This is a genomic window from Rahnella victoriana (assembly GCF_004330295.1).
GTDB lineage: Bacteria > Pseudomonadota > Gammaproteobacteria > Enterobacterales > Enterobacteriaceae > Rahnella > Rahnella victoriana.
The window spans coordinates 260040-279260 of the sequence record NZ_SJOJ01000001.1; the positions used below are offsets into that span (position 1 = coordinate 260040).

General features: G+C 53.0%; 18 protein-coding genes. 17 read left to right on the forward strand and 1 reads right to left on the reverse strand.

Annotated elements, in window-relative coordinates; genetic code table 11:
• Positions 1 to 326 precede the first annotated feature (326 nt).
• The 8 genes from EYY67_RS01280 to EYY67_RS01315 all read left to right on the forward strand — a co-directional run bounded on the left by EYY67_RS01280 (position 327) and on the right by EYY67_RS01315 (position 8052).
• A complete protein-coding gene (locus EYY67_RS01280) occupies positions 327 to 1403 on the forward strand; it encodes a PhoH family protein (protein WP_095921167.1) in 1077 nt (358 codons plus the stop codon).
• Positions 1400 to 1873 carry an rRNA maturation RNase YbeY gene (gene ybeY, locus EYY67_RS01285; protein ID WP_131692643.1) on the forward strand — a complete coding sequence of 158 codons (474 nt, stop codon included), beginning with the start codon at positions 1400 to 1402 and terminating at the stop codon, positions 1871 to 1873. Before EYY67_RS01280 ends, ybeY begins: the two co-directional genes overlap by 4 nt.
• 99 nt (positions 1874 to 1972) lie before the next feature.
• Positions 1973 to 2851 carry a CNNM family magnesium/cobalt transport protein CorC gene (gene corC / locus EYY67_RS01290; RefSeq protein ID WP_095921165.1) on the forward strand — a complete coding sequence of 293 codons (879 nt, stop codon included), beginning with the start codon at positions 1973 to 1975 and terminating at the stop codon, positions 2849 to 2851.
• Positions 2852 to 2858: 7 nt separating this feature from the next.
• Positions 2859 to 4388, forward strand: a complete 1530-nt coding sequence (lnt, locus tag EYY67_RS01295) for an apolipoprotein N-acyltransferase (protein ID WP_131692644.1) — start codon at positions 2859 to 2861, stop codon at positions 4386 to 4388.
• Between the two features lie 439 nt (positions 4389 to 4827).
• Positions 4828 to 5724 (forward strand): amino acid ABC transporter substrate-binding protein, encoded by an 897-nt coding sequence (locus EYY67_RS01300; protein WP_095921163.1) that lies wholly within the window; start codon positions 4828 to 4830, stop codon positions 5722 to 5724.
• 185 nt (positions 5725 to 5909) lie between these two features.
• Positions 5910 to 6650: an amino acid ABC transporter permease gene (locus EYY67_RS01305; protein WP_095921162.1), complete on the forward strand. Its 741-nt coding sequence runs from the start codon at positions 5910 to 5912 to the stop codon at positions 6648 to 6650.
• A 2-nt stretch (positions 6651 to 6652) separates the two neighbouring features.
• Positions 6653 to 7330: a glutamate/aspartate ABC transporter permease GltK gene (gene gltK / locus EYY67_RS01310; protein ID WP_095921161.1), complete on the forward strand. Its 678-nt coding sequence runs from the start codon at positions 6653 to 6655 to the stop codon at positions 7328 to 7330.
• Positions 7327 to 8052, forward strand: a complete 726-nt coding sequence (locus tag EYY67_RS01315; protein ID WP_095921160.1) for an amino acid ABC transporter ATP-binding protein — start codon at positions 7327 to 7329, stop codon at positions 8050 to 8052. The genes gltK and EYY67_RS01315 overlap by 4 nt, the downstream gene beginning before the upstream one ends.
• 48 nt (positions 8053 to 8100) lie before the next feature.
• Here EYY67_RS01315 and EYY67_RS01320 read toward each other — a convergent pair whose 3' ends face one another.
• Positions 8101 to 8598 carry a zinc ribbon-containing protein gene (locus tag EYY67_RS01320; protein WP_095921159.1) on the reverse strand — a complete coding sequence of 166 codons (498 nt, stop codon included), beginning with the start codon at positions 8596 to 8598 and terminating at the stop codon, positions 8101 to 8103.
• A 267-nt stretch (positions 8599 to 8865) separates the two neighbouring features.
• Here EYY67_RS01320 and leuS point away from each other — a divergent pair, with 267 nt between their 5' ends.
• The 9 genes from leuS to rlpA all read left to right on the forward strand — a co-directional run bounded on the left by leuS (position 8866) and on the right by rlpA (position 19051).
• Positions 8866 to 11448 carry a leucine--tRNA ligase gene (leuS, locus tag EYY67_RS01325; protein WP_131692645.1) on the forward strand — a complete coding sequence of 861 codons (2583 nt, stop codon included), beginning with the start codon at positions 8866 to 8868 and terminating at the stop codon, positions 11446 to 11448.
• A gap of 14 nt (positions 11449 to 11462) precedes the next feature.
• Entirely contained in the window at positions 11463 to 12110 is a 648-nt protein-coding gene (lptE, locus tag EYY67_RS01330; protein WP_131692646.1) for an LPS assembly lipoprotein LptE, read from the forward strand.
• Positions 12107 to 13147 (forward strand): DNA polymerase III subunit delta, encoded by a 1041-nt coding sequence (gene holA / locus EYY67_RS01335; protein ID WP_131692647.1) that lies wholly within the window; start codon positions 12107 to 12109, stop codon positions 13145 to 13147. Before lptE ends, holA begins: the two co-directional genes overlap by 4 nt.
• 14 nt (positions 13148 to 13161) lie before the next feature.
• Positions 13162 to 13833, forward strand: coding sequence for a nicotinate-nucleotide adenylyltransferase (gene nadD, locus EYY67_RS01340; RefSeq protein WP_131692648.1), 672 nt, complete (start codon positions 13162 to 13164; stop codon positions 13831 to 13833).
• Positions 13834 to 14039: 206 nt separating this feature from the next.
• Positions 14040 to 14357, forward strand: a complete 318-nt coding sequence (rsfS, locus tag EYY67_RS01345) for a ribosome silencing factor (RefSeq protein ID WP_095921154.1) — start codon at positions 14040 to 14042, stop codon at positions 14355 to 14357.
• Between the two features lie 3 nt (positions 14358 to 14360).
• Positions 14361 to 14831: a 23S rRNA (pseudouridine(1915)-N(3))-methyltransferase RlmH gene (rlmH, locus tag EYY67_RS01350; RefSeq protein WP_112287631.1), complete on the forward strand. Its 471-nt coding sequence runs from the start codon at positions 14361 to 14363 to the stop codon at positions 14829 to 14831.
• A 38-nt stretch (positions 14832 to 14869) separates the two neighbouring features.
• Positions 14870 to 16774, forward strand: coding sequence for a peptidoglycan DD-transpeptidase MrdA (gene mrdA, locus EYY67_RS01355; protein WP_095921152.1), 1905 nt, complete (start codon positions 14870 to 14872; stop codon positions 16772 to 16774).
• A gap of 6 nt (positions 16775 to 16780) precedes the next feature.
• Positions 16781 to 17893: a peptidoglycan glycosyltransferase MrdB gene (mrdB, locus tag EYY67_RS01360; RefSeq protein ID WP_095921151.1), complete on the forward strand. Its 1113-nt coding sequence runs from the start codon at positions 16781 to 16783 to the stop codon at positions 17891 to 17893.
• 9 nt (positions 17894 to 17902) lie between these two features.
• On the forward strand, positions 17903 to 19051 hold the full coding sequence (rlpA, locus tag EYY67_RS01365) for an endolytic peptidoglycan transglycosylase RlpA (protein ID WP_095921150.1): 1149 nt from the start codon (positions 17903 to 17905) through the stop codon (positions 19049 to 19051).
• Positions 19052 to 19221: the final 170 nt, after the last annotated feature.

Sequence of the window (19221 nt, forward strand, 5' to 3'; positions counted from 1 at the left end):
GATGCATGACCTGATCTCGACAGGGCGCTACGGCGTCCTGTTTCTTTTGAGATTTTCGCTGATACCTTCATCCCAAGGGTTTAATTTTCCAGCAAAGGCCGCATATCCGGATGAAGGTGCCTGCAACTGCCGCCACGACGCAGCATATTTTGCCAAGGGCATGTATTATTAACTCAGGTATGGTTGACGGCTGAAAGCAGTAATCAGCCGGGTGTTTCATAAAACGTACCCGAAATAATTCGGGTTGCAGAAACGCGGCAAATTCGGGTGAGTGAATGCAGCCAACGCCTCTGCAGCGTGAAGTATGAAGGGTAAACTGGTCCCAAGTGACCCAAAGGATTCGTTTGAACGTTGTAACACAAGAGCTTTTACTGGAGCCCGAAGACAACCAGCGTTTGCTGAGCCTGTGCGGGCCGTTTGATGACAATATCAAACAACTGGAACGCCGGTTGGGCGTTGAAATCAACCGTCGTGATAACGCGTTTAAATTGGTCGGTAAGAGTCTGCCTGTTGCGGCAGCCGCCGACATCCTGCGTGATTTATACGTAGACACTGCGCCGCTGCGCGGTGAAATCCAGGATATCGATCCTGAAAAAATCCATCTGGCGATCAAAGAAAGCCGGGTGCTGGAACAAACGGCCGAAAGCGTGCCGGATTTCGGCAAGGCCGTCATCATCAAAACCAAACGCGGGATGGTGAAGCCGCGTACGCCAAATCAGGCGCAGTACATTGCCAACATTCTCGACCATGACATCACCTTCGGCATTGGCCCTGCGGGTACCGGTAAAACCTACCTCGCGGTGGCTGCTGCCGTCGATGCGCTGGAACGTCAGGAAGTGCGCCGCATTCTGCTGACCCGTCCTGCGGTAGAGGCCGGTGAAAAACTGGGCTTCCTGCCGGGCGATCTCAGCCAGAAAGTGGATCCTTATCTGCGCCCGCTGTATGACGCCTTGTTTGAAATGCTTGGCTTCGAGAAAGTGGAAAAACTGATTGAGCGCAACGTGATTGAGGTCGCCCCGCTGGCTTACATGCGTGGCCGTACGCTGAACGACGCCTTTATTATTCTTGATGAAAGCCAGAACACCTCTATCGAACAGATGAAGATGTTCCTGACCCGTATTGGCTTTAACTCCAAAGCGGTGATCACCGGCGACGTCACGCAAATCGACTTGCCGCGCCATCAGAAATCAGGTTTGCGCCATGCGATTGAGGTGCTGTCCTCCGTCGAAGAACTCAGTTTCAACTTCTTCCACAGTGAAGACGTGGTGCGCCATCCGGTAGTTGCACGCATCGTTGTCGCCTATGAGGCCTGGGAAGAAGAAGACCAAAAACGCCGCGATGCCATTGCCGCAGAGCGTAAACAAGAACATCAGTCCAACGCCACACAACAGGTCAGTCAATGAATACGGTAATCCTCGATTTACAAATTGCCTGCGAAGATGCAGCAGGTTTACCGTCAGAAAATGACTTTCAGAAATGGCTGGAAGCGGTGTTGCCGCAATTCCAGGAAGAATCGGAAGTGACCATCCGTCTGGTCGATATCCCTGAAAGCCATGAGCTTAATATGACTTATCGTGGCATGGATAAGCCGACCAACGTGTTATCCTTCCCGTTCGAAGCACCTCCGGGTATGGAGATGCCGCTTCTCGGTGACCTGATTATTTGTCGTCAGGTCGTCGAGAAAGAAGCGAAAGAGCAGGAAAAAGACCTTCTGGCCCACTGGGCGCATATGGTGATCCACGGCAGTTTGCATTTGCTGGGCTATGACCATATCGTTGACGAAGAAGCCGAAGAGATGGAATCGATTGAAACTGAAATCATGCAGGGCCTGGGTTATCCGGATCCGTATATTTCAGAAAAAGAAGATCACTGAGTATCGCAGTCAACTCGCTTAACGCCTGCCTGATAAGGTTTTAATCCGCAGGCGTTTCGCATAATTTTCACTAACCACGAGTAAAAAAAACCAAACGCCATGAGCGATGACCATTCACAAAATAGTGACAGCCCCAGTCCCAAGAAGGGCTTCTTTTCCCTTATCCTTAGCCAGCTTTTTCACGGTGAACCTAAAAACCGTGGTGATCTGGTTGAGCTGATCCGTGATTCAGAACAAAACGATCTGATCGACCCCGATACCCGTGACATGCTGGAAGGCGTGATGGATATCGCCGAGCAGCGCGTCCGGGACATCATGATCCCGCGTTCACAAATGATCACGCTTAAACGCAATCAGCCGCTGGAAGAGTGCCTCGATGTGATCATCGAATCCGCACACTCACGCTTCCCGGTGATCAGCGAAGATAAGGATCACATTGAAGGCATCCTGATGGCCAAAGACCTGCTGCCGTTTATGCGCTCAGCGTCTGAGCCATTCAGCATCGATAAGGTGCTGAGAACCGCAGTCGTGGTTCCTGAAAGCAAACGCGTTGACCGCATGCTGAAGGAATTCCGCTCCCAGCGTTACCATATGGCGATTGTCGTTGATGAATTTGGCGGCGTCTCCGGTCTGGTCACTATCGAAGATATTCTCGAACTGATCGTCGGCGAAATTGATGATGAGTACGACGAAGCGGAAGATCTGGATATCCGCCAGCTCAGCCGCCATACCTATACCGTCCGCGCGCTGGCACCGATTGAAGATTTCAATGAAGTGTTCCAGACCCATTACAGTGACGACGAAGTCGATACCATTGGCGGTCTGGTGATGCAGTCATTCGGCCATTTACCGGCACGTGGCGAAAGCATTGAAATTGACGGTTACCTGTTCAAGGTTGCGATGGCAGACAGCCGCCGTATCATTCAGGTTCACGTAAAAATACCGGACGACGCGCCGCAACCGATACTGGAAGAATAATTACTCCATGGCAATTGCCTCTTTATATCAACGCCAGCGGGTTCGCGCCCTGCTGGCGCTCTTTTTCGGTGCCTGTGGCACGCTGTCATTTTCCCCTTATGACTTCTGGCCTGCGGCGATTATTTCGCTGTGCGGCTTGCTGGCATTAACGCTGGATCGCCGCCCGGCGCAGGCCGCGCTGCTCGGCTTCTTCTGGGGAATGGGGCTGTTTGGCAGCGGCGTCAACTGGGTGTATGTCAGCATCGCCACCTTTGGCGGCATGCCTGAAGCCATTAACCTTTTCCTTGTCGTTTTGCTGGCGGCCTATTTGTCGCTGTACACGATGCTGTTTGCGGGCTTGTTCAGCAAACTGTGGCCAAAAACCACCTGGTGGAAACTGGCACTTGGTGCACCGGCATTGTGGCAAATAACCGAATTCCTGCGCGGCTGGGTACTGACCGGTTTCCCGTGGTTGCAGTTTGGCTACAGCCAGATCGACGGCCCGCTGAAAGGTCTTGCGCCGATCACCGGCGTTGACGGCATTACCCTGTTACTGACCTCGCTGAGCGGTCTGATTGTGTATGCCGTCTGTCAGCGCCGTTGGACGCCGGGGATCGTTGCCGTCGTCATGCTACTGTTGCCATGGCCGCTGCGTTACATCCACTGGTATCAGGAACAGCCGGACAAAACCGTCGATGTGGCGCTGGTTCAGGGCAATATTCCGCAATCCATGAAATGGGATCCGAAAGCGCTGGAAAGTGCCTTACAGACCTATCTGGATCTCAGCCGTCCGTACGTCGGCAAATCCAGCATGATCATCTGGCCGGAATCAGCGATTTCCGACATTGAGTCCGATCAGCAGGGTTTCCTGAGCATGGTGGATAATATCTATCGCGCACACGGCACCCAGCTCATTACCGGCATTATTGATGCCCGCCGTAATGAAGAAGGCATGAAGGTCTATAACAGCGCCATCGTGCTCGGCGGTGAACAGCCGTATCACTATCCGGACGAGAATCGCTTCAACAAACACCATCTGGTGCCTTTCGGTGAGTTCGTGCCGCTGGAAGCCCTTCTTCGCCCGCTGGCACCGTTCTTCGATTTACCGATGTCCGGGCTGACCAGCGGTGAATACGTGCAGAAACCGCTGTTTGTCAGCGGACTCAATATGACCACGGCGATTTGTTATGAAGTGGTGTTTGGCGAACAGGTGCGTGACAATCTGCGTCCGGACACCAATTTCCTGCTGACGATTTCCAACGACGCCTGGTTCGGACATTCGATTGGTCCGTGGCAGCACTTCCAGATGGCGCGTATGCGTTCACTGGAACTGGGCCGCCCGTTACTGCGCAGCACCAATAACGGCATTACCGCTGTGGTGAATGCTCAGGGTGATGTGACCCATGAAATCCCGCAGTTTACCCGTCAGGTGCTGAACGTGAAGGTCACGCCAACGACCGGTATGACACCTTACGCCCGCGCTGGCTGGTGGCCGGTGTGGTTTGCTACGCTTGTCATGGCGGCGGTTGCGCTGTGGCTGGCTCGTCGCAAATCCTGAGTCATGCCCTTTCTTCGTTAACACAGGCACCTTTTGGGGTGCCTGTTCTTTTTTGTCGCACCGCTTATCGCCCTCCTCTGCCCCTCCCTTTTACCTGCTGTTGATTGTCACAACTGCCGCATTAAGCCCTGCCGATTTAACCGCTTATGAAGTTAAATCAGGCCATCTGGCACGACTCTTGCTACATCTGATTGAAAGATATCTGTTTAGTGATTTTTTTTGACGTCATGCATCATTTTGATACAAAAAGGCTGCTCCTCATGCACTTTATCAGTGCATAGCCATTTGATTGCTTTGATTTGGTGCGCGTCTCGTCTCAAAAAAGAAACAATATGGTTTCATAATATTCACATTCAGCTATTTTCTAGCTTCATATGACGAGGCATTAGTACTTTCTGATCCCAGAGTTTGGATCCCTAATGACAGCAAGGAGTTGGACATGCAATTGCGCAAATTGGCGTTATCAGTACTGTTGGCAAGCGTTACCGTAAGCAGCTTTGCTCACGCAGAAGAACTGACCGGCACCCTGAAAAAAATTAAAGACAATGGCGTTATCGTTGTGGGTCACCGCGAATCCTCAGTGCCATTCTCCTACTACAACAATGAACAGAAAGTCGTCGGTTACTCACAGGACTATTCTGACGCCATCGTTGATGCAGTGAAGAAGAAACTGGACCTGCCAAACCTGCAGGTCAAAATGATGCCGATCACCTCACAGAACCGTATCCCGCTGCTGCAAAACGGCACCTACGATTTTGAGTGTGGTTCAACCACCAACAACCTGGAACGTCAGCAACAGGCGGCCTTCTCAGACACCATCTTCGTGATCGGTACGCGTCTGCTGGTGAAAAAAGGCTCAGACATCAAAGATTTTGCTGACCTGAAAGGCAAGACCGTGGTGGTGACCTCCGGGACAACCTCTGAAGTGTTGCTCAACAAGCTCAACGAAGAGAAAAAACTGGAAATGCGCATCATCAGCGCGAAAGACCACGGTGACTCTTTCCGTACACTGGAAACAGGCCGCGCCGTTGCCTTCATGATGGATGACGCTCTGCTGGCGGGTGAACGTGCGAAAGCCAAGAAACCAGACAACTGGGAAATCGTCGGCACACCGCAATCCAAAGAAGCATACGGCTGCATGATGCGTAAAGACGATGCGGAATTCAAAAAACTGGTGGATGACACCATTGTGAAAGCTCAGTCCTCGGGCGAAGCCTCTAAATGGTTTGAAACCTGGTTCAAAAAACCGATCCCTCCGAAAAACCTGAACATGAACTTTGAATTGTCTGATGACATGAAAGCCCTGTTCAAAGCGCCTAACGATAAAGCGCTGTAAGAAATACCAGACAGACGGGTATAACCAAGAGAAGTGTAGTTAAAGTATAAGGCTGGCCCACCAGCCTGTGATGATGCAGACCGGATGCGGGGTGGTCGTTCCCCACCCCGCGTTTTCCTCTTTTTATTCACGCGGATTACGTCATCACTCAGAGGGTAATTTATTACCCGTTTTACGGAGTTTTTATGTCAATAGATTGGAACTGGGGCATCTTTTTGCAACAAGCCCCCTTCGGTAATACCACCTATCTGGGCTGGATTTGGAATGGATTTCAGGTCACTGTCGCATTGTCGATTTGTGCATGGATTATCGCCTTCTTCGTCGGCTCTCTGTTCGGTATTTTACGTACCGTCCCCAACCGTATTCTCTCAGGCATTGGTACCTGTTACGTCGAACTGTTCCGTAACGTGCCATTGATTGTGCAATTCTTTATCTGGTATCTGGTGGTGCCTGAACTGCTGCCTGAAAATATCGGCATGTGGTTTAAATCCGAACTGGCGCCTGACGTGCAGTTCTTCACCTCATCCGTGATTTGCCTTGGCTTGTTCACCGCCGCCCGCGTGTGCGAACAGGTACGTGCGGCGATCCAGTCCCTGCCCAGCGGACAACGCAACGCCGGACTGGCGATGGGCCTGACGCTGCCGCAAACCTACCGCTATGTGCTGTTACCCAATGCTTACCGTGTGATCGTGCCGCCGATGACCTCAGAGATGGTCAACCTGGTGAAAAACTCCGCCATCGCCTCGACCATTGGTCTGGTCGATATGGCCGCACAAGCCGGTAAATTGCTGGATTACTCGGCGCATGCCTATGAATCATTCACAGCCATCACCGTTGCTTATGTCCTTATCAATGCCGTCATCATGCTGCTGATGCATTTCGTAGAACGTAAAGTCCGCCTGCCGGGCAACATGGGAGGGAAATAAGCATGCATGAATTTGACTGGAGTTCTATTGGTCCCGGCCTGCCCTATCTGTGGCAAGGCATGGTCATCACGCTGAAGATCACGTCGCTGGCGATTGTTGTCGGTATTTTGTGGGGAACCTTGCTGGCGGTCATGCGCTTATCAACGTTCAAACCGCTCAGCTGGTTTGCCTCGGCGTACGTCAATGTGTTCCGTGCCATTCCGCTGGTGATGGTGCTGTTGTGGTTTTATCTGATTGTGCCGGGCTTTCTGCAAAAAGTACTCGGGCTGTCGCCTAAAACCGATATCCGCCTGATTTCTGCGATGGTGGCGTTTGCCCTCTTTGAAGCGGCCTATTATTCAGAAATTATTCGTGCCGGGATCATCAGCATCGCGCGCGGCCAGTCCTCCGCCGCTCTGGCGCTGGGCATGACCCAATGGCAATCCATGAAGCTGGTCATCCTGCCGCAGGCTTTCCGTGCCATGGTGCCATTACTGCTGACGCAGGCCATTGTGCTATTCCAGGATACCTCACTGGTGTATGTACTGGGCCTCGCAGACTTCTTCCGCAGTGCCTCTAACATTGGCGACCGTGACGGTACGCTGGTGGAGATGGTGCTGTTTGCAGGACTTATTTACTTTGTTATCAGCCTTTCCGCTTCCTTGCTGGTGCGTTATTTGAAGAAAAGGACCGTTTCATGATTTCACTGAAGAATGTTTCTAAATGGTACGGGCACTTTCAGGTGCTTACCGATTGCAGCACCGAAGTTAAAAAAGGTGAAGTTGTGGTGGTGTGCGGGCCGTCAGGCTCCGGGAAATCGACGCTGATCAAAACCGTAAACGGACTGGAACCTGTTCAGAAAGGCCAAATCCTGGTCAACGGGACGCCGGTCAATGACAAGAAAACCAACCTGGCGCAACTGCGTGCCAAAGTCGGCATGGTTTTCCAGCATTTCGAACTGTTCCCGCACCTGTCTATCATCGATAACCTGACGCTGGCGCAGGTCAAGGTATTGAAACGTGATAAAGCGGCAGCGAAAGATAAGGGCCTGAAGTTATTAGATCGCGTCGGTTTATCCGCCCACGCCAATAAATTCCCCGGTCAGCTTTCCGGTGGTCAGCAGCAGCGTGTGGCGATTGCCCGTGCGTTATGCATGGATCCGATCGCCATGTTGTTTGACGAACCGACGTCAGCACTGGATCCGGAAATGATCAACGAAGTGCTGGATGTGATGGTTGAACTGGCCAACGAAGGCATGACGATGATGGTCGTGACCCACGAAATGGGCTTCGCCCGTAAAGTGGCCAACCGCGTGATTTTCATGGACGAAGGCAAGATTGTGGAAGATCGGAATAAAGACGATTTCTTCAATAATCCGGAATCCGATCGTGCGCGTGACTTCCTGGCGAAAATCCTGCACTAAGACATTGAAGAAAACCTGCTCCGCGTCTGCGGGGCAGGTTGCTGAAGTTTAAGGTTCGAACGGACGGCGTGAGAATTCGGTGTTGCCACATTTCGGGCATTTGCTCAGAATTTCCGGCGTATATACCGCCAGGTGGAAATGACAATTTTCACACACCAGATTTCCTAATCCGACCACTTCCCCGCTGTGATAAATCCCATGATGGCTCACATCCTTGAACACTTCTTTCCATTCAAGCTGGGTTTTATCGGTCATGTCCGCCAGCTCTTTCCACAAACTCTCTTTAATCACCCGCAGGAAGACACTGTCTGTGCCGTCATCTTCCGCCACTGCCTGCTGGCTTTCTTCATAACTGCGGGCAAATTCATGCAAATCGCGGCGTACTGCTGAGGTTAACTGCTCAATCTGGATTTCCGTCAACTTGCCCTCTTCCTGCAACCTGACGCGGGCATCCTGCACCAGCGCGCTGATATCACGTTCCCCATTTTTTATCCGTTCGGTCAGTGATGTCACCAGCTGACGGTAAGATTGCGTAATATTGCTCATATTTCCTCTCCTTGAACTGTCATAACCATTTTCACGGCGGGAGCGCACTGTCTTTATTTTAGTCGTAAATCCCTGATCCGTGGCGCAGATTATCCCGGGCTGGCTCGCAGATTATGAATATTGCGCCAGAAGAGGACAGAAATCCCCTTTAGCCTTCGCTGAGTGTTGTTGCGCCAACCCCTTATCAGCTATGCTATGCGGATCTTTTGATTAAAACTTTTTGAGCTACAGGCGTAGCTGTTTTCACTCACAGGACCACCGGCCGCCATGCAAGAGCAATACCGTCCAGAAGACATCGAGTCACACGTTCAGCTTCACTGGCAAGAGAAGCAAACCTTCAAAGTTACCGAACAGCCTGGTAAGGAGAAATATTACTGCCTCTCCATGTTGCCTTACCCGTCAGGTCGTCTCCATATGGGACACGTGCGCAACTACACCATCGGTGACGTGATTTCCCGTTATCAGCGCATGCTCGGTAAAAACGTCCTGCAGCCTATCGGCTGGGATGCATTCGGCCTGCCGGCTGAAGGTGCTGCGGTGAAGAACAACACAGCCCCTGCGCCGTGGACTTACGAAAATATCGAATACATGAAGAACCAGCTTAAATTGCTGGGCTTCGGCTATGACTGGGATCGTGAAGTCGCGACCTGTAAGCCTGACTATTATCGCTGGGAACAATGGTTCTTCACCAAGCTTTACGAAAAAGGCCTGGTTTATAAGAAGACCTCCGCTGTGAACTGGTGTCCGCACGACCTGACCGTTCTGGCGAACGAACAGGTGATCGACGGCTGCTGCTGGCGCTGCGATACCAAAGTTGAGCGTAAAGAAATTCCTCAGTGGTTCATCAAAATCACCGATTACGCCGATCAGTTGCTGAACGATCTGGACACGCTGGAAAGCTGGCCGGAGCAGGTGAAAACCATGCAGCGTAACTGGATTGGCCGTTCCGAAGGTGTGGAAATCACTTTCGACGTGGCTGACAGTGACGAAAAAGTCACGGTTTACACCACCCGTCCTGATACCTTCATGGGCGCGACCTATGTTGCGGTGGCTGCGGGTCATCCGCTGGCGCAACGGGGCGCACAGAACAATCCTGCCCTAACCGATTTCATCGACGAATGCCGTAACACCAAAGTTGCCGAAGCAGAAATGGCAACGATGGAGAAAAAAGGGATGGCAACCGGTCTGTATGCGATCCACCCGCTGTCTGGTGAGAAGCTGCCAATCTGGGCTGCCAACTTCGTGCTGATGGAATACGGTACCGGCGCAGTGATGGCCGTGCCTGGCCACGACCAGCGCGACTGGGAATTCGCCACCAAATACGATCTGCAGATCAAGCCGGTTATCCTGAATCTGGACGGCAGCCAGCCTGACGTCAGCGCAGAAGCGATGACGGAAAAAGGCACGCTGTTCAACTCCGGTGAATTCGATGGTCTGAACCACGAAGACGGTTTCAATGCCATTGCCGATAAACTGGTTGCTCAGGGTGTCGGTCAGCGCAAAGTGAACTATCGCCTGCGCGACTGGGGCGTCTCCCGTCAGCGTTACTGGGGCGCACCTATCCCGATGATCACGCTGGAAGACGGCACCGTTATTCCGACACCAGAAGATCAGCTGCCGGTTATTCTGCCGGAAGATGTGGTGATGGATGGGATCACCAGCCCGATTAAGGCCGATCCAGAGTGGGCAAAAACCACGGTTAACGGTATGCCGGGTCTGCGTGAAACCGACACCTTCGACACCTTCATGGAATCCTCCTGGTATTACGCGCGTTACACCTGCCCGCAATACGACGAAGGGATGCTGGATCCGGCTGCGGCCAACTACTGGTTGCCGGTCGATCAGTATGTCGGTGGCATCGAACACGCCATCATGCACCTGATGTATTTCCGCTTCTTCCACAAACTGATGCGTGATGCCGGTCTGGTGGACTCTGACGAGCCTGCCAAACGACTTCTGTGTCAGGGTATGGTGCTGGCGGATGCCTTCTACCACACCGGCAGCAACGGCGAACGTATCTGGGTTTCCCCGACGGATGCCACTGTTGAGCGTGACGAGAAAGGCCGCATCACCAAAGCCACCGATCCGCAAGGTCGCGAGCTGGTTTATGCCGGCATGAGCAAGATGTCCAAGTCTAAAAACAACGGCATCGACCCGCAGGTCATGGTGGATAAATACGGCGCAGATACGGTGCGTCTGTTTATGATGTTCGCTTCTCCGGCAGAAATGACGCTGGAATGGCAGGAATCCGGGGTTGAAGGGGCGAACCGCTTCCTGAAACGTGTCTGGAAACTGGCTTACGAACACACAGAAAAAGGCCCGGTTGCTGCTCTGGATGTGGCTTCACTGAATGAAGCGCAAAAAGATTTGCGTCGCGACCTGCACAAAACTATCGCCAAAGTGACCGATGATATTGGCCGTCGTCAGACCTTCAACACCGCGATCGCTGCGGTAATGGAACTGATGAACAAACTGGGCCGTGCACCGCAAGAGACCGAACAGGATCGCGCGTTGTTGCAGGAAGCCCTGCTGGCCGTCGTCCGTATGCTCTATCCGTTCACGCCACACGTTTGCTTCAGCCTCTGGCAGTCACTGAAAGGCGAAGGCGATGTGGATACTGCGCCGTGGCCTCAGGCTGATGAAAAAGCCATGGTGGAAGATTCCAAACTGGTGGTTGTACAGGTGAATGGTAAAGTGCGTGCTAAAATCACCGTAGCCGCTGATGCTACCGAGCAACAAGTGCGCGAGCGTGCGGCAGAAGAACATTTGGTCGCAAAATATCTGGATGGGGTTACGGTTCGCAAAGTAATCTACGTCCCGGGCAAACTGCTTAACCTGGTGGTAGGTTGAGTCAAGGAGGATCTGTGCGACATCGTATAGTGACACTGCTGCTGACCGCAGCAGTGATGGTTACCGCAGGCTGTGGCTTCCATTTACGTGGAAAAACCAATGTGCCTGACGAACTGCGAACTATCGTTCTGGACAGTGCGGATCCTTATGGTCCGCTGACGCGTGATATTCGTACTCAGTTACGTCTTTCCAATGTGACCATCGTTGATGATCCGACGGGTCTGCGTAAGGATATACCGTCACTGCGCATTGCCGGAGAAACCAGCGGTAAGAGTACGGCGTCCATCTTCCAGGACGGTAAAACCGCTGAATACCAGATGAAGATGAGCGTCAATGCGACCGTTCTGATGCCGGGTAAAGATATTTACCCGCTTCATGTGACGGTGTTCCGTTCATTCTTTGACAACCCGTTAACGGCGCTGGCAAAGGATAATGAAGAAGACATCATCAAAGAAGAAATGCGTCAGCAGGCGGCACAGCAACTGATCCGTAAACTTCTGACGGTACATGCTTCAGAACTGCATAAAGCCGAAGAAGTCGATGGCAAAGTCGAAGTGATTACGACGGGTTCATCGGCCAGCCAGGCTTCTGATGCGGCTACCACCACGTCGTCTGATACGTCCGTATTATCAACGACACCGGCCAGCACTTCCGCACAATGATCCGAGTTTATCCGGAACAACTTGCCGCGCAGCTCCGTGAGGGGCTGCGCGCTTGTTATTTGCTGTGTGGAAATGACCCGCTGCTTCTCCAGGAAAGTCAGGACAGCATCCGTAAAGCGGCTCAGCACGCTGACTTTCAGGAACATTACACCTATGTGCTCGACAACCATACCGAATGGGACTCGATCTTCAGTATCTGTCAGGCACTGAGTCTCTTTGCCAGCCGTCAGACACTGATGCTGATCCTGCCTGAAAACGGCCCCACGGCGCCGATGGCAGAACAGTTACTGAAACTGACGACCCTTTTGCACGACGATATCCTGTTACTGTTGCGCGGTACTAAGCTGACCAAAGGGCAGGAGAACAGCGCGTGGTTTAAGGCGCTGAGTGATAAAGGCGTTTTTGTCAGTTGTCAGACACCTGAACAGGCACAACTTCCGCGCTGGGTGACCCGCCGGGCCAAAGAGTTGTCCCTTGAGCTTGATGAGCCAGCCAATCAGCTTTTGTGTTATTGCTACGAAGGTAACCTGCTGGCATTAGCGCAGTCTCTGGAGCGTCTTTCCCTGCTCTATCCGGATGGAAAACTCACGCTGCCGCGCGTCGAAGAGGCGGTCAATGACGCTGCACACTTCACGCCGTATCACTGGCTGGATGCGATCCTTGCCGGAAAAAGTAAACGTGCCTGGCATATTTTACGACAGCTGCAACAGGAAGACAGCGAACCGGTTATTTTGCTGCGCACCGTGCAACGCGAACTTCTGATGCTGCTGAATCTGAAACGAAAAATGGATACCATACCGCTGCGCACGCTGTTTGATCAGCAAAAAGTCTGGCAAAACCGGCGCGCGCTGGTGACGCAGGCTGTGCAACGTTTGTCGGCTGAGCAACTGTCGCTGGCGGTGCGTTTACTGACGCAAATGGAAATCACCCTGAAGCAGGATTACGGTCAGTCCGTATGGTCTGAGCTGGAAAGCCTCTCCATGTTATTGTGCGGCAAACCGTTACCCACCCTGTTTACCGGTTCGGATTTGTATTGAAGCAGGAGAACAGTATGCCGCAGAGCACTCCACATTCCCCTTCTGCATCGCTGCTGGCTTTTTTTGGCGGAACCTTCGATCCCATTCATTATGGTCATCTGAAACCCGTTGCCAGTCTGGCAGAACAAGCCGGATTTGAACGTGTGGTTCTGTTGCCCAATAATGTTCCTCCACACCGCCCGCAGCCTGAAGCAACCCCCCAACAGCGTCTGGAAATGGCCAGACTTGCCGTGGCGGGTAATCCGCTGTTTACCGTTGATCCGCGCGAACTGGCGGTTGAAACGCCCTCCTATACCATTGAGACACTTGCAACGTTACGTAAAGAACATGGCGATAATTGCCCGCTGGCGTTTATCATTGGCCAGGATTCGTTACTGACGCTTCACAAGTGGCATCGCTGGGAGTCGTTACTGGATTTCTGTCATATCGTGGTGATGGCGCGGCCGGGCTATCAGGAGCATCTTGATACACCGGCACTTCAGCACTGGTATGACACGCACCGGGTGACCCATCCCGATGCGCTGAAGCAAAAACCGGCCGGATTCATTTATCAGGCCAATACACCGCTGCTGAATATTTCGGCAACTGAAATTCGTGAGCGCCGTCATGCGGGGCTTGATTGCTCAGATTTGCTGCCTTTCGCCGTTGAACGCTATATAGAATCACAGGGCTTGTACCGCCAGTAGCTAACGCGTGCTATACTGCGCCGCTTAATTTCGGCTCCCGATAACGCTGCGAAACTAACCGATACAATGTATTGATTATTCACTGTTTTCAGGTGTTTTCCGGACAACCGCTATGTTTATCCATCATGAGATTGCCCGTTGCTTCGGTGCCACACCGGCGATCATCTCGTGAGGTCAATTGTTTCAAACATCCCCAGGGGGAACCTTTGCAAGGTAAAGCGCTCCAAGATTTTGTTGTCGATAAAGTCGATGACCTGAAAGCACAAGACATCATCGCGATTGATGTTAAAGGTAAATCCAGTATTACTGACTGCATGATCATTTGCACCGGCACCTCAAGCCGCCACGTCATTTCTATCGCCGGACATCTGGTTGAAGAAGTGAAAGCGGCAGGTATGGATGCGATGGGTGTGAAAGGCATTAACGAAGCCGACTGGGTCGTGGTTGATCTGGGCGAAGTAATTGTCCATGTAATGCAGGAAGAAAGCCGCCAGCTGTATGAGCTTGAGAAACTCTGGGGCTGATGCGTGAAGCTGCAACTTGTCGCCGTCGGCACAAAAATGCCTGACTGGGTACAAACCGGTTTTAACGATTATCTGCACCGTTTCCCTAAAGACATGCCGTTTGAACTGACTGAAGTTCCGGCCGGGAAACGTGGGAAAAATGCAGATATCAAACGCATTCTTGAAAAAGAAGGCGAGCTGATGCTGGCTGCCGTCGGTAAGGGAAATCGCATTGTGACGCTCGATATTCCGGGCACACCGTGGGAAACCCCGCAACTGGCGCAACAACTGGAACGCTGGAAACAGGACGGGCGCAATGTCAGCCTGTTAATCGGCGGACCGGAAGGGTTGGCGCCGGCCTGTAAAGCCGCAGCGGAACAGAGCTGGTCGCTCTCGCCGTTGACACTTCCTCACCCGCTGGTTCGGGTTCTGGTCGCGGAAAGTCTTTACCGCGCCTGGAGTATTACCACTAATCATCCATACCACCGCGAATAACGGGTGGTGAATGTCAGCAACATGAATTAAGTAGTGGGATGAAAATAGATCGTAACCCTTTTCGCGACTATACGGCTGAATCAGCCCTCTTTGTGCGCCGTGCACTGGTGGCGTTCATCGGCATTCTGCTACTTAGCGGCGTCTTAGCCTTTAATCTCTATAATCTGCAAATAGTCCGTTTTCAGGATTACCAAACCCGTTCTAATGATAACCGTATCAAGCTGGTGCCCATCGCGCCCAGCCGCGGGATTATCTACGATCGCAATGGCACCCCGCTGGCCCTGAACCGCACCATTTACCAGCTGGAACTGGTGCCGGAAAAAGTGGACGATTTGCAGGCCACGCTTGAAGGTCTCAAGCCGATTGTCGATCTCACCCCGGAAGATATCGATAACTTCAAAAAAGAGCGCCAGCGTTCACGACGCTTTACCTCTATTGCGGTCAAAACGGCCCTGACGGAAGTTCAGGTCGCGCGTTTCTCCGTCAATCAGTTCCATTTCCCCGGCGTTGAAGTCAAAGGCTATCAGCGTCGCTATTACCCGTACGGTTCTGCACTGACGCACGTCATCGGCTATGTGTCGAAAATCAATGATCGTGACGTTGAGCGTCTGGATAAAGATGGCATTCTGGCCAACTACGCCGCCACACACGATATTGGCAAGCTGGGCATCGAGCGTTATTACGAAGACACGCTTCATGGCAAAACAGGCTATGAAGAGGTTGAGGTCAATAACCGCGGGCGCGTCATCCGCCAGTTGCACGAAGAGCCACCGCAGGCCGGTAAAGACATTTACCTGACCATTGACCTGCCGTTGCAGAAATACATTGAAGAATTGCTGACCGGCAGCCGTGCCGCCGTCGTGGTCACCGATCCGCGCGATGGCGCGATCCGTGCGCTGGTCTCCAACCCGAGCTATGACCCGAACCTGTTCGTGGATGGCATATCGAGCAAAGATTACAGCGGCTTGTTAAACGATCCGAACAAACCGCTGATCAACCGGGCGACGCAGGGGGTTTACCCGCCAGCGTCGACGGTGAAACCTTATATTGCCGTCTCCGCACTCACCTCTGGTGTGATCACCAAAAACACCTCCCTGTTTGATCCGGGCTGGTGGCAGTTGCCGGGTTCTGATAAACGCTACCGTGACTGGAAACACTGGGGTCATGGCCGCCTGAACGTCACCAAATCCCTTGAGGAATCGGCCGATACCTTCTTCTATCAGGTGGCCTATGATATGGGCATCGACCGGCTGTCAGAATGGATGGGCAAATTCGGATACGGTCATTACAGCGGCATCGATTTGTCGGAAGAGCGCAGCGGCAATATGCCAAACCGCGACTGGAAGTTTAAACGCTTCAAGAAACCCTGGTATCAGGGTGACACCATTCCGGTGGGGATCGGTCAGGGCTACTGGACCGCAACGCCAATACAAATCATGAAAGCCATGACCACCCTGATTAACGACGGCAATGTGAAAACGCCGCATTTGTTGCTGAGCACGAAAGTGGAAGGGAAGCAGGTCCCTTATCAGCAGCAGGAAACCACCCAGATTGGGGATATCCATTCCGGTTACTGGGAAATTGCCAAAGACGGCATGTACGGCGTGGCTAACCGGCCGAACGGCACCGCACGCAAATATTTTGCCGATGCCCCTTACAAAGCGGCGGCAAAATCCGGTACCGCACAAGTTTACGGTTTGAAAGCCAATGAAATCTATAATGCGCATAAGATTGCAGAGCATCTGCGCGACCACAAACTGATGACCTCGTTTGCCCCGTTCGACAAACCTACGGTGGCGGTGGCTGTCGTTCTGGAGAACGGCGGTGCAGGTCCGGCAGTGGGGACGATTTCGCGGCAGATACTCGACCATATTTTACTGGGCGACAACACGACACAATTACCGGCTGACGCGCCTGCGCCGCCGGGAACCGAAGGTGATTAACCGTCAATGACTGAGAACCAACAAAAAAGATCATTGTGGTCGAAAATGCATATCGACCTGACGATGCTGCTGATCGTGCTCGCCCTGCTGACGTACAGTGCGTTCGTGATGTGGAGCGCCAGCGGTCAGGATATGGGCATGATGGAACGTAAAATTGGCCAGATCCTGATGGGTCTGGTGATCATGCTGATCATGGCGCAAATTCCGCCGCGCGTGTATGAAAGCTGGGCACCGTATCTGTATATTTTCTGCGTCTTCCTGCTGGTGCTGGTGGATGCTTTCGGCAGTATCAGTAAAGGCGCGCAACGCTGGCTGGATCTGGGGATCATCAAATTCCAGCCGTCGGAACTGGCAAAAATCGCCGTACCGCTGATGGTCGCGCGTTTTATCAACCGCGATGTCTGCCCGCCCTCCCTGAAAAATACCGCGATTGCGCTGGCACTGATCTTCATCCCTACCCTGCTGGTGGCCGCACAGCCCGATCTGGGTACGTCGATTCTGATTGCCGCCTCCGGTTTATTTGTGCTGTTCCTTTCCGGTATGAGCTGGAAACTGATCGCCGTTGCCGCCCTTCTGGTTGCCGCGTTTATTCCAATCCTGTGGTTCTTCCTGATGCATGATTATCAGCGCGACCGCGTCATGATGTTACTGGATCCGGAAAGCGATCCGCTGGGTGCGGGCTATCATATTATTCAGTCGAAAATTGCCATCGGCTCAGGCGGACTTTCCGGTAAAGGCTGGCTGCACGGCACCCAGTCACAGCTGGAATTCCTGCCTGAACGTCATACCGACTTTATCTTCGCCGTGCTCGCCGAAGAACTGGGGCTGATTGGCGTACTGGTGCTGCTGGGACTGTACTTATGTCTCATCATGCGCGGTCTGGTGATCGCCGCCCATGCGCAAACCACGTTTGGCCGCGTGATGTCCGGCGGGCTGATGCTGATCCTGTTCGTTTATGTGTTTGTTAACATCGGCATGGTCAGTGGCATTGTCCCGGTAGTTGGGGTACCTTTGCCTCTGGTCAGCTATGGCGGGTCAGCACTCATCGTGCTAATGGCAGGGTTTGGTATCGTCATGTCGATACATACTCATCGAAAAATGTTGTCGAAAAATTTATAGAGGTGAGCAATGCGTAAGGAGTGGCTTGGAGCTGTCATTATCGGTTTGCTGTTAAGTGGCTGTGCCACTGACGATGTTCAGCAACAACAACCGGCACCGCAGCAAGCCTACAACGGCCCTGTGGTAGAAATCGGCGGGGCTGATCCGCGTTACGAACCTTATAATCAGGGCACGATGCAGGATTATACCGTTAACGGTAAAACCTATAAAATCATCAAAGACCCGTCTAACTTCTCGCAGGTGGGACAAGCAGCCTGGTACGGTCAGGAAAATGGCGGCAATATGACCGCCATCGGCGAAGAGTTCGACCCTTCAGCCATGACCGCCGCGCATCCGACCTTGCCAATCCCAAGTTATGTGCGTGTCACCAACATGGCGACCGGCCGTATGCTGGTGGTGCGTGTGAATGACCGTGGCCCTTACGTGCCGGGCAAAATTATTGATTTGTCACAGGCGGCGGCCGATCGTCTGAATCTGACCAACAGCACCAAAGTCCGCATCGATTTTATCAACGTGGCACCTGACGGCACCCTGTCCGGTCCGGGTACGATTGGTACGACCGTTGCCAAACAATCTTACGCCCTGCCGTCACGTCCAAGTTTAGGTGCCAGCAGCATGGGCACACCGACGCTGAGCGCTCAACCGGTCGATACCTCAGATGTCCGTCCGATCAGCAACAGCACCCTGAGCAATCCGAATGCTGCGCCTTTAACCAATGACGAAGATAACAACGGCACCGTAGCCTCTGCGCCAGCAGCGACCACGATGTCCGGTAGCAGCGGCGGCGGCTTTCTGAGCGCTCCCACTCCGCTGCGTCAGGGCGTGTTAGAAGGCAGTGAACCGGTGGCTGCGCCCGTCGCCGTCGCCAGTGCCGCACCGGTAGCCGCGTCTGCGGCCTCCGCAGCGCCCGCGCATACCACCGCCATCCCGAGCTCAGGTTTTATGGTGCAGGTTGGCGCGCTGAGTAACCCGCAGAACGCACAGTTGTGGCAAAAAAGCCTCAGCCAGCGTTTCTCCGTGCCGGGGAAAGTGCAGGCCAACGGCAGCACCTATCGCGTGCAGCTTGGTCCGTTCAGCACCCGCCAGCAGGCCGAACAGCTGAAACAGCGACTGGCCAGCGAAGCCCAGCAGCAGTCCTTCGTCACTGCCAGCATGTAATCTGAATACGGGGCTGCGGCCCCGTTCTTATAAGTGCTCTGTCTTATAAGGACTTTGTCTTATAAGTAAAAGTCAGTAAGCGCCGGTAATCGAAGATGTCTGACTTATGACTCTTCTGCTATAGTGGCGCACGTTTATCACTTACTCCCACGGATGTTGTTGTCCCGATC

Bases quoted from the DNA above. Each gene is read 5' to 3' on its own strand.
- ybeY (WP_131692643.1), top strand. From the start codon at position 1,400: ATGAATACGGTAATCCTCGATTTACAAATTGCCTGCGAAGATGCAGCA.
- corC (WP_095921165.1), top strand. From the start codon at position 1,973: ATGAGCGATGACCATTCACAAAATAGTGACAGCCCCAGTCCCAAGAAG.
- lnt (WP_131692644.1), top strand. From the start codon at position 2,859: ATGGCAATTGCCTCTTTATATCAACGCCAGCGGGTTCGCGCCCTGCTG.
- EYY67_RS01300 (WP_095921163.1), top strand. From the start codon at position 4,828: ATGCAATTGCGCAAATTGGCGTTATCAGTACTGTTGGCAAGCGTTACC.
- EYY67_RS01305 (WP_095921162.1), top strand. From the start codon at position 5,910: ATGTCAATAGATTGGAACTGGGGCATCTTTTTGCAACAAGCCCCCTTC.
- gltK (WP_095921161.1), top strand. From the start codon at position 6,653: ATGCATGAATTTGACTGGAGTTCTATTGGTCCCGGCCTGCCCTATCTG.
- EYY67_RS01315 (WP_095921160.1), top strand. From the start codon at position 7,327: ATGATTTCACTGAAGAATGTTTCTAAATGGTACGGGCACTTTCAGGTG.
- EYY67_RS01320 (WP_095921159.1), bottom strand. From the start codon at position 8,598: ATGAGCAATATTACGCAATCTTACCGTCAGCTGGTGACATCACTGACC.
- leuS (WP_131692645.1), top strand. From the start codon at position 8,866: ATGCAAGAGCAATACCGTCCAGAAGACATCGAGTCACACGTTCAGCTT.
- holA (WP_131692647.1), top strand. From the start codon at position 12,107: ATGATCCGAGTTTATCCGGAACAACTTGCCGCGCAGCTCCGTGAGGGG.
- nadD (WP_131692648.1), top strand. From the start codon at position 13,162: ATGCCGCAGAGCACTCCACATTCCCCTTCTGCATCGCTGCTGGCTTTT.
- mrdA (WP_095921152.1), top strand. From the start codon at position 14,870: ATGAAAATAGATCGTAACCCTTTTCGCGACTATACGGCTGAATCAGCC.
- mrdB (WP_095921151.1), top strand. From the start codon at position 16,781: ATGACTGAGAACCAACAAAAAAGATCATTGTGGTCGAAAATGCATATC.
- rlpA (WP_095921150.1), top strand. From the start codon at position 17,903: ATGCGTAAGGAGTGGCTTGGAGCTGTCATTATCGGTTTGCTGTTAAGT.